11 protein-coding genes are annotated in these 10523 nt (G+C 30.5%); 10 read left to right on the forward strand and 1 reads right to left on the reverse strand.

All coding sequences use genetic code 11. From position 1 onward, the window contains the following. Positions 1-156: 156 nt before the first annotated feature. The 3 genes from CN692_RS10545 (at position 157) to CN692_RS10550 (ending at position 2029) form a co-directional block, all read left to right on the forward strand. Entirely contained in the window at positions 157-744 is a 588-nt protein-coding gene (locus CN692_RS10545) for a hypothetical protein (RefSeq protein ID WP_098119127.1), read from the forward strand. A gap of 193 nt (positions 745-937) precedes the next feature. Continuing rightward, positions 938-1111, forward strand: coding sequence for a hypothetical protein (locus CN692_RS26115; protein ID WP_179874412.1), 174 nt, complete (start codon positions 938-940; stop codon positions 1109-1111). Between the two features lie 729 nt (positions 1112-1840). After that, entirely contained in the window at positions 1841-2029 is a 189-nt protein-coding gene (locus tag CN692_RS10550) for a DUF2187 family protein (protein WP_098119128.1), read from the forward strand. Positions 2030-2297: 268 nt separating this feature from the next. Here the strand turns inward: CN692_RS10550 and CN692_RS10555 are convergent, their stop codons facing one another. After that, complete coding sequence (locus tag CN692_RS10555; RefSeq protein ID WP_306659899.1) at positions 2298-2480, reverse strand: M48 family metallopeptidase; 183 nt, start codon at positions 2478-2480, stop codon at positions 2298-2300. A gap of 575 nt (positions 2481-3055) precedes the next feature. Here CN692_RS10555 and CN692_RS10560 point away from each other — a divergent pair. From CN692_RS10560 to CN692_RS10585, 7 genes are all read left to right on the forward strand, one after another. Beyond that, positions 3056-3928 (forward strand): type II toxin-antitoxin system SpoIISA family toxin, encoded by an 873-nt coding sequence (locus tag CN692_RS10560; RefSeq protein ID WP_098119129.1) that lies wholly within the window; start codon positions 3056-3058, stop codon positions 3926-3928. An 83-nt stretch (positions 3929-4011) separates the two neighbouring features. After that, positions 4012-4206 (forward strand): hypothetical protein, encoded by a 195-nt coding sequence (locus tag CN692_RS10565; RefSeq protein WP_098119130.1) that lies wholly within the window; start codon positions 4012-4014, stop codon positions 4204-4206. Between the two features lie 107 nt (positions 4207-4313). Next, positions 4314-4454: a hypothetical protein gene (locus CN692_RS26120; protein ID WP_179865415.1), complete on the forward strand. Its 141-nt coding sequence runs from the start codon at positions 4314-4316 to the stop codon at positions 4452-4454. A 921-nt stretch (positions 4455-5375) separates the two neighbouring features. After that, entirely contained in the window at positions 5376-6851 is a 1476-nt protein-coding gene (locus CN692_RS10570) for a spore germination protein (protein WP_098119131.1), read from the forward strand. Next, complete coding sequence (locus CN692_RS10575) at positions 6836-7939, forward strand: GerAB/ArcD/ProY family transporter (RefSeq protein ID WP_142317516.1); 1104 nt, start codon at positions 6836-6838, stop codon at positions 7937-7939. Before CN692_RS10570 ends, CN692_RS10575 begins: the two co-directional genes overlap by 16 nt. Next, positions 7936-9036: a Ger(x)C family spore germination protein gene (locus CN692_RS10580; RefSeq protein ID WP_098119133.1), complete on the forward strand. Its 1101-nt coding sequence runs from the start codon at positions 7936-7938 to the stop codon at positions 9034-9036. The genes CN692_RS10575 and CN692_RS10580 overlap by 4 nt, the downstream gene beginning before the upstream one ends. A 499-nt stretch (positions 9037-9535) precedes the next feature. Further along, on the forward strand, positions 9536-10523 hold a 988-nt coding region (locus tag CN692_RS10585), incomplete at its 3' end, for a spore germination protein (protein WP_142317517.1).

A 10523-nucleotide genomic window follows, 5' to 3' on the forward strand; every position in this document is an offset into this window, starting at 1 on the left:
CTTATAATACGAACGCATGCACTAGTTGAATAAGAATAATTTAATTTTTGAGGAAAAAAGGCGAAATTACCCCAAATTACAGAAGTCGATATAAACTGTATAATTAGTCTATTATTAAACATAAGAGTGGAAAAAACTATCAGGAGGATTAATGGAGTGAACAACTGGTTAATTCGATTAGGACTGATAATTATAGGTGTTCTTCTATTCCTACAAGGAATAATCTCAAATGAAAAAAATAAAGAAGACTTAGGTAAAGTTAATCATATTCTTTTGAAGGTGTATGTGTTCAGTTTACGCACACAGTTACAAGAGGTCAGGTCCAACCAAAAACACTATGAAGATAAAATTTCGTCTTTAACCTATATCCAAAATACGGACGCATTAGAGGTAAACCGAGCATTTCTAAAAAACTTCTTCACCTACCAAACGATTGCTGAACGATATCAAAACACTAAATCCTTCATGACCGATCAGGGATATAAGGCAACACACCCCGCAGGTTTGAAAATTCCGAATGGGGATCAATCGGTGAAATCCTCATTGGTAGGATTAAAGCCCTTTGAATACCAATCTTCAAGGACTGAAGCTGAGTTCTTTAATGAATTTAAGCTAAGTACAGAGTTTAATGATGTCAGTAATACAGAAACCGTCATTGTTAAAACGTCCTTGATTTATATAAAAGGCCAAGGATGGAAAATCGATGATGTCGAGTTCGTTGGCCAGTTGACGGGCCGAAAGTAATATCAAAAAAGTTCTAGGGTAGGTAGTTTGTTTTGTTTAATACTTGACAGGAGTAAGTTACTTCACAATAACCATACTATATGTTAGAATTTTCAGAAACATAGATGTGATGAATTTTAACTATGTTAATAGTTTCAAATTGTTAGCCAAAGGGAAAGATCATCTTGATAACTTTGAAAGGGAGGAATGAAGAATGGATGTCAAATTAACATCAAAGGAAGTCATTACTCAGATCCAGAAGTTACATAACGAAGGTAATACTCTACGTAAAAAAGAGGTAAAGCAAAATTATCCTGATTTAATGCGGAGTGCATTGTATTACTACCCAAGTTGGCAACACGCTGTAGATGAAAGTAAAGTAGGTTAGAATAGTGGTTTATGTTCGAAATTTAAGTAAATAACGAAAAAAAGATTTTTTTATTTAGTGAAGAAAAGTAAATTGGGTAGACTCTTCCTGTTCAAAAGTAGAGTCCGCCCAAATTGTTTATGTTACATAACATTCACCCATACGATGGAATTCTACAAAGCCTTTATACAATATTTTAAACATGGAATCTCGTATGTAATGCTTCGTCTATTGTATCGAAATTCCATCTTGACGAGTCATCACTTCAAATACTCGTTTATTCATTTCAGCTTTAAACTCAAGATTTTTTCTTGACCAAGTTATTACTTATAACCTTTCTTATTTTGTTCTTCATACCAAGCTAGTATTGTAAGGTTTTCTTTAGTTTATTACCTTCGGATCTTTTGGACTTTTAAGGTTATTTAAATAACTTAACATGAGAAATTGAGAAGTATTCAATTTTTAGTGTAATGAAGCAAGATTTCGAAGATAGTCATCATCATCGATATCAATATTGTTGTTATCCTTTTTTAAAAGAACATCAGATAATGATAGTAATTTTGATGCATTTCAGCGTTTTTACTTATTTACGATATACTAAATAATATAAGCACAAGAACCGATAATTTTCTTTTCAGGAATTCATTAGGCTAAGAGAAAATACATTATCACCAACATTTAATAAAATCGCAAAAAGTGATATGATAAGGTTTAACAACATGTACTTACTTGATTGGAGGAAATTACACGATGTTCAAGACAAAAAAGATTGCAGAATTAGGTGATCATATCCTTTTTAAAAATGGAATCAAAGGGATCGTTGTGAAGGTCAATGAAAATACAGTAATTGTGAATATAGTAGAAAACAAGTCGTTTTTAGAGTTTGAAGGAAATAGAACGGTTGTAGCACATAAAAATTATAAAGTTATTGATGCTTAAGCGAAAGGTAAGACTTACATATCAATTTACTTACTATGACACTTTTTTTTGAAAGGCTTTAGCAAAGTTTTTAAAAAAATGTAAGCGTTTTCTGTTGTTGCTGATGAGATATATGGAAGGGGATGTAGATTCGGTAAGAGATTGTATCAATTTCATTAAAGAATCGTATTGATATTTGGTAAAATACCAGGCATCCAAAACTTCACAAAATGACTTAATTATAAAAATGGCCGGAAATCCATTGTGATTTCTGGCTATTTTTATACATTTAGAGTTCCTCCGCTAATTCGTAACCAGTCTTTTCGTTGTTCATAATCAGGTAACAGCACTCGTAAGATATCCCAGTATGCTTTTTTGAATGGCTCATAAGTTTTAAATGAACAAGCTCATGAGCAAGTAGGTAATCAATAATGGAAGTTGGTGCTAAAAAGATGTACCAATTTAATAGGATATTTAATCACTCTCTATTTTGACGAATGCGGTTTGAATTTGTTAAATGTTCTTTCCAATTGATTGGAAAACCAATATGTGAAAAATCAATATCATTTTCATATTCTAAAATGAGGGCTTCTAGATTAATCACAAACTTGGTATGGAGCAATACCTAACTCCAGGGAAATACAAGCAGGTACTTATGCCAATTCTGAAATAAAACACATGTTAAAAACAGGAATGCACCTGAAGTATATTAATCAATACGAGCTACAAATGAAATAGAATCCTTAAATATAGTCATAGCTTTTATTTTAGTAATTTTATAAATAGATTTCTTAAAAGTTTAAAATTAAATAAATTAATGGAAAATTTGGAGGGGTTACTTATATAATAAAATTATTCTCTGAATTTCTATTAAAATATATAATGTTATAAGAGGGATTTACATAATCTTATGAATATCCGAAGGTTAACCGTTTCTTCAAAGCCACACGCGTTTTTTTTTGTACTTTTGTAGAGATATAAAGCAACATAGTAATTGCAATAAAGTGAAAGTCAATGAACTAAATTATAAAGATTTGGAGGTGAACTATGGCAAATCGTAGGAAACAAAAATTATTTAAGCGTGATGGTTTTAAGATATTCTTAAAAATCGTTATTTTGGTAGTCGTCATAGCAGTTTCTTTTTGGTTAAAACTTAAATGGGGAAATTCAATATTTTCGTTTATTCAGGAATATAAATGGATCATTCTCGTTATAATATCAGGTATTATTTTATATATCAGTTGGGCATTCTTTGAATTCTTTAAGAAATATCGGCAAAACTTGCGTAAAACGTGGTACTTCTTTTTCATTGTAGGAATTGTGTTATTACTCAATCAGAATGGTTTTGAGATAAAAGAATGGCAACGTTATACGTTAATAGCAGGAATGTTTATTTTTGTTGATTTAGCTCTTTTCTTAACTCCGGGCCTAAAGAAATTTGCAGGGGCAGAAATGGAACCTATCAACGATATGGAAAGCGTGAATGAGGAAATGAAGAAGGTTATTTCAAGAACGCAAGGTAGGATTGAGCAGTTTATTAATATATTAGATGCAATTGATAGCTCCAGATTTAAAACTGAAAATTGGTCTGATATAGAATCATATCGAAGTAGTTTAGAAGATTTCCTTGCCGTATATGGAGACACTTGTAGGCAAGAAATTACTGTTTTCAATATGGATGATACAGCGCTTTTTAAACAGGAACTTACAGGAACACTTGGAATAAAACTGACGGATGATGAAATAAAGTCATTAAAAAATAATGATGTATTGCACTTTGACGCTAAAACAACATTAATTCCGTTTATGGCAAGAATATATCCTGTTGTGATTACTGTTGATTCTGAAAAAGATGTTCTTGACATTGATCCTGATAATCTTATCAGTCTATCTACAATACATAGTTGGCTTAAACAATAGTTTTTTCCTAATTTATAAAGTAGTAGAAGAAAAAGTGTAAGTCTGATAACATAATGATAAATACATAAGCAAGGAGTGGTTTTATGGAAGAGAGAATAGTAGAAAAGAAGAATGAAAGTACAAGACAAAGACGTAGTGCTAAAGCAAGGTCTCCTTTTTTATTAGAAAAGTCTACTCGAACGGTTCCACGAACTTCTCCATCACTATATACAAAGGATTTATTTAAGAGAAGCGATAAAGCGGTTGAACGTTTGAAGCATAGTCGATATGAAAATTAGGTTTATGAGAGCAGAGCAGAAATGATTCTGCTCTTTTTGTTTAAAAAAATCATATTTAGACCATACAGAAAATATAGTTTAATAACCATTGTATGGGAGAGATAAATATGGCAGACAAAAGAAAGAAAAGTCCATACTTATTGGATAAGCCTTCAACAGCACCAAAGAGAGATAGAAGTAACAGTCAATTAATGAAGCTAAATGAAAAAATGAAAGAGAATATTCATAAATTAAAGAAAAGCAGATAGGACAATCCTTCTGCTATTTTTTTGTTTAGAAGATAACGAAAACTAATTTTTTCCTTAATAATTTCCTTACAATTAAATTCAACAAACACAACTTTAAGTTCGCTTTGGAAATCAATTACCTTCCGAGTATACGGTATTTGTGATAAGTGCGGAAATGGAGCCTCATTTAGAAGGTCTTTTAATGGAACTCTTTACTTAAAAGTACATCATGTTTATAGATTGGAAGATGGGGTAATGAGTAATTGATTTTTCGGATAATTCTTTTTTATATTCATGAATATTTTATCAGCTACTTCTAGCCTGCTCTACGTTTGAGTGAATAGCTTCATATGCATTAAATTGTCATCTAATTAACATCAACGTTAACAACAACAACATCATTGTTATCATTAACATATACTTTATTATCTTTGGCATTGTTGTTGTTTTTATTGTTTATATCAATATTTTTGTTGTCGTTATCATTTGGAAAGTTTTGTGAACAGGAGAATGAACGACTGATTATTAATATATTTAAAGCGCTTTGAAATTAAGAAATATAAAAAAGACCTAATACAATTTTAAGATTGGAGGAAATATCTAGGTTTGGGCTTTTTTGTTTTTATAAAATGTTGAAAATTTAACTGTATTAGATAGTAATATTTTTTATGATGTTCTTAGGATTATTTCGCGAATATAGGAACAGTTTGAAAAACATTAAGCTTCTAAATTATTATTCGATTCACAAACCCTTTTTTAAAAAAATTAACTATAAAATAAACCCTTATACTTTATCACTAAAAGGTACATATTGTTTTTTTTTTGAGTTTTCTAATAATTATTTGGTAAATGAGTAATTTAGTATACTCTGATTTTGTTTTTGTATACACAGTATTTTTTGTGGAAAGAATTAAGTTATATAGTTCGATAAGGAGTAACATTATGCAAACTAGAACAGAAAGATTTCATGGGAATATTACTAATGAGCTTTCAGAAAATATAGAACAAATCAAAATATATTTAGCACAAACCGAAGATTTGATATTAACTGAAATTAAGAGTAATAACTTTCACTATGCCATTATGTATCTGGAAACGATGGTTAATAAAGAATCTCTTCAATCATTTATTATTGAACCCTTATTAAAGGAAAATACAGGAGAAGAAGAAAATACAATTAAAGTATATGAAATGAAAAAGTCTTCTAAGATTTCGACTATAGGTGAAAGTTTACTGGATGGATTTTGTCTTATTTTAAGAGAGAATTGTTCCTTTGGTTTATTGGCAGCTGCTCCCGAAAGTCTTGGACGATCCATTCAGGAACCAGAAAATGAGCAAGTTATAAATGGTCCCCACGATGGATTTGTTGAAAGTTTAAATACAAATGTTTACTTATTGAGAAAAAGGATACGAAGCCATCAATTTAAAGTGAAATATTTTGTACTGGGTAACATCACAAATACGAAAGTAGCTATGGTATTTATAGACTCCCTTGCTAATAGATCGCTCGTCGAAGAGATTGAGAAAAGAATTTCATTGATTAATGTTGACCATCTTCAATCAACTGGATCTTTAGAGGAATTAATTGAAGAAAATCCTTTTACTCCTTTTCCGCAAATATTAAATACAGAAAGACCTGATAGAGCTGTTTCATATTTATTAGAAGGAAAAGTATGTATCATCGTAGACGGAAATCCCACGGTCGCAATCCTTCCAATAACTTTTTTTTCATTTTATCAATCTCCTGATGACTATAATCATCGTTGGTTAATTGGTTCTTTTTTTCGGATTGTTCGAGTTTTAAGTTTCATTATTGCGATTAGTTTGCCAGCTATATATATTGCGATTGTTTCTTATCATTCTGAAGTACTCCCTATGGGTATTCTATATTCTATTAGAGTCTCATTAGAGTTTGTACCTTTTCCCCCACTAATAGAAGCTTTTACGATGCAAATTATCTTGGAACTATTGAAAGAAGCTGCTATACGATTACCTTCTCCAATAGCTCAGACCATCGGGATTGTTGGTGGTCTTGTAATTGGTACTGCAGTAGTAGAGGCTCATTTAGTTTCTAACACAATGATAGTTGTAATTGGATTAACTGCTATTGCATCTTTTGTAGCTCCTGTTAGCGAGATGGGGACAAGTGCTAGATTATTAGGTTTTCCTACTATGATTGCTGCCTCTATTTTTGGATTCTTTGGGATAACCTTGACTTTAATGTGTATATTTATGCATTTATGTAAATTACAAGCCTTCGGTATACCGTACTTTTCTCCTTTAGCACCATTTAGGAAGGAAGATTTAAAGGATATATTTATTCGATTACCTATATGGAAACTTAATACAAGACCTACGAATGCAAAACCTAAAAAGTTATTACAGCAAGGATCCTCTCGAGTGTGGAAGAAAAAATGATACCGAAAAACACGTCGATTTCAAGATTTCAGGCATATTTCTTTATAGTCCAAACCCAACTTGGTATTGGGATACTTTCCTTACCAAATGCTGTACAAAGAATAGCTAAAGGAGACGGTTGGATTTCGAGCATCATAGCTGGTATAGCTGTTCAATTGACTTTGATAGTTTATATACTCTTACTTAGACGATATCCGAACGATACATATCCTGAAATTATCCAAAAAGTTTTTGGACGCTTTTTAGGAAAGTTTTGTAATATTTTTATTTTCCTTTATTTTATTCTTACAGGAAGTCTAGCTCTAAAACTATTTATAATATGTATAAATTTATGGTTATTACCATTAACACCTATATGGATTATTTCTATGGTTATCTTGATGGCATGTATCTATTTAACAATTAGTGAGTTAAGAGTGATAGCCAGATTTTTTGTTTTAGCATCATTCCTTATTGGATTATTATTATTTTTATCTTTATTAACTTTCAACTTACCTAAAGATGTTCAATACATTCTTCCAATAGGGAGCTCAGGGATAAAACATATTTTTCTTGGTAGTCATAAATCGTTAGTCTCAATGTTAGGATTCGAAGGCATACTCTTTATATATCCATTTATTCAAAATAGAGAAAAAGGTGTATTTAAAACAGTTACATTAAGTAATTTATCAATAACAACGATTTACACATATTTTATATTCCTTTGTCTTATAAGTTTTGCCCCAGCTCAGCTACCTATGATAAGGGACCCTTTATTATTTTTATTTGAAGGACTATCTTATGAAATGGTTGATCGGATAGATTTACTTTTCTTATCTGTATGGATAGTGCCAATGTCTACTTCGGTTATAGCGTATTTATATTTTTCAGTGAAAAGTATTAGTAAAGTGAAGACATATAAAAAAGTTATTTGGATTAATGGGGTATTAATTTATTGCATATCAATCCTTCCAATGGATGAAAAAAAAATAGATATCTTTAGTAAATTTGTTGCTAATTTAAGTTACATAGTAGTATTTGCACTACCTTTTATACTGCTTTGTTTTTCCGTACTTATAAACAAATATAAAGTGAGTGAAAATACTTGAAAAGTGTTAGTATAACAATTATTATTTCCCTTATATGTCTATTAACAGGGTGTTGGGATCAGTCGCTACTAGTAAATAAAACATTTATAAATGGAATAAGTTTTGATTTAACGGAAGATGGAAAAATACTTGCATCGGTTAGAACTTTATCAATTCAAAATAAAGGTGGAGGTCAGTTTGAGGTTAAGGATGAAGTACTTCAAGCATCACGACAGAATATATCTGGTCTAAGTGTAGATATAAACAAAAGAACACCTGGGCAAGTAGATGTTAGTAAAGCATATATTATCTTAATTGGCGAAGAATTAGCTAAAAAAGGTATACATCCAATATTGGAAGCCTTTTATCGCAATAAAAATGCATATGTCTCATCTAAAGTAATAATAGCAGAAGGGAAAGGTAGCGATATTCTGTCATTAAATCCTAAAACGAGTCCTATAGCTTTTGTTATATTAAAAGGATTACAAGCAGCAGAAAAATCTACAGAAATTCCATATGAAAGTGTGTTTACTGCATGGCCTCAACTCGTTGATCCTGGTAAGGATATTGTATTACCTTACGTCACTACTGATAACAAAAATAAACTAATTATTGCTGGAGTTAAATTATTTAATGGTGATAAGTATACTGGAATTAGTTTATCAGAGGAAAAGAGTAGTTTATTATTACTTTTAATGAATCGATTAGATAAGTTTAGTCAGATGGCTATTGATCTTGACAAAAATCGCACAGTCTTATTTAAGACAGCAAATGTAAATAGAGATCTAAAATTAAAAGTAAATAAATCTACACGAAAAATAACAGGTAAATTAGATCTTAAATTAAATATTGATGTTTTAAACTACTCAAATAAACCTGGCGTGAAAATAAACATAGAAAAGCTTAATAATGAACTTGCATCCGAACTCACTAAACAATTAGAATTTGTAACTAATTCCCTCTTGAAAGCTAATTGCGATGCTTTAGGAATTGGAAGGATACTATCAAGTTCCTATCCGGAAATTTGGAAGAAAATTGATTGGGAAAAAGAATATAAAAATGTTCAATTTGACATAAAGGTTAAAGTTAACATTGAAAAAACAGGTTCAGTGTTTTAATGATAAAGTTTACAATTAAAAAAGACTGGTTCAAAAACAAAAATTATTATTCTTGAATCAGTCTTTTTATAATTTATTTTAGGAAAATTTTAATGAATGATCAAAATTAAGAGTTTTCATATAATGAGTTATCATTGTCTGCAATTCCATTTGATTTAGGACTCTATCCTATATTAAGATGTGTATTTATTAGCTGTATTTATTATAAGCCTGGGGAAATCGCTGGCGGAAAACATCATCTAGAAAATGGCACTTGTTCTGTTACATTTCATAGGAATATCAATGTATCTATAATAATATGTATGCTCACTTTATGTCAGTGGAGAACCCTTTAGAAAATTTGCAAGGAAAGTAAGAATTGCTTTTTAATAATCTTATTCGTTAGCCAAAAAAAGGGCTTTTAAGTAAAAAACTTAAAAGCCCTTTTTTTACCTTTTACATAAATTTTCCTCCTTTAGGAAAAATTATTTCTAAATTCAAAAATGGAGGATGGTGAATAATGCTTAACTATAAACAAGTAAATTGTTCAGTAAGTAATAACCAGATTCCATTTCAAAGTGATCTGACTCGGACCTTGAGTAAAGATATAAATGAAAATATTAAACGAATCAAATCAGATTTAGGTGATAGTTCAGATCTCATAATCAGACAGGAAACGATTGGAAGAGAAATGGATCATTCTTACGCAATCATTCGTATTGACGGAATTTCTAATGAAGAAGTTGTAAATGACGGTATTATTGAGAAAATTGTTTGCTTAAATTTAAATAAGTTGCGTTCGAATGCTAAAATTTCGTTATTGGATTTGGAAAATGGATTAAAAGGTGTAATTTCAGTATCAAGCTTGAAATCATTATCTAGTTATACCAATCTTCTAACAGCCCTCCTTATAGGTGATACTGTTATATTATTAAATCACGAATGCAATTTTTTAGTTGCTTGTACAAAAATGGTTCAATCGAGAGATATAACTGAGCCTTCGACACAAACCATTATACGAGGTCCAAAAGATAGTTTTACTGAGATTTTAAGGACAAGCACGTCCCTGATTCGTAATCGAATTCAGCATACGGCACTTCGATTAGAAACATATAAAGTAGGAGAAGTTACGAGGACTGATGTAGAAATTATGTATATACAAGGTGTTGTTGATCAGGAACTCTTAAAAGAAGTAAAAAAAAGAATCAGTTCAATTAAAATTGATGCCGTTATTGATTCAAGTTATCTAGAGAAATATATCCATAATGATCAACAAACTTTTTTCCCAACCTCGATATTTACTGAACGACCTGACGCTGCTGTTGGTAATTTATTAGAAGGTCGTATAATTCTTTTAATTGCTGGCAGTCCATTTATAATGATATTACCAACAACTTTCATCCAATTCTTTCAATCTCCTGAAGATTATTATCAAAGTACTTATATATCGACTTTTATAAGGGTGCTACGATATTTTTGCTTTTTAATAGCTATGTTTGTACCAGGAA

This window comes from Bacillus sp. AFS002410 (assembly GCF_002556365.1).
Classification (GTDB): domain Bacteria; phylum Bacillota; class Bacilli; order Bacillales; family Bacillaceae_G; genus Gottfriedia.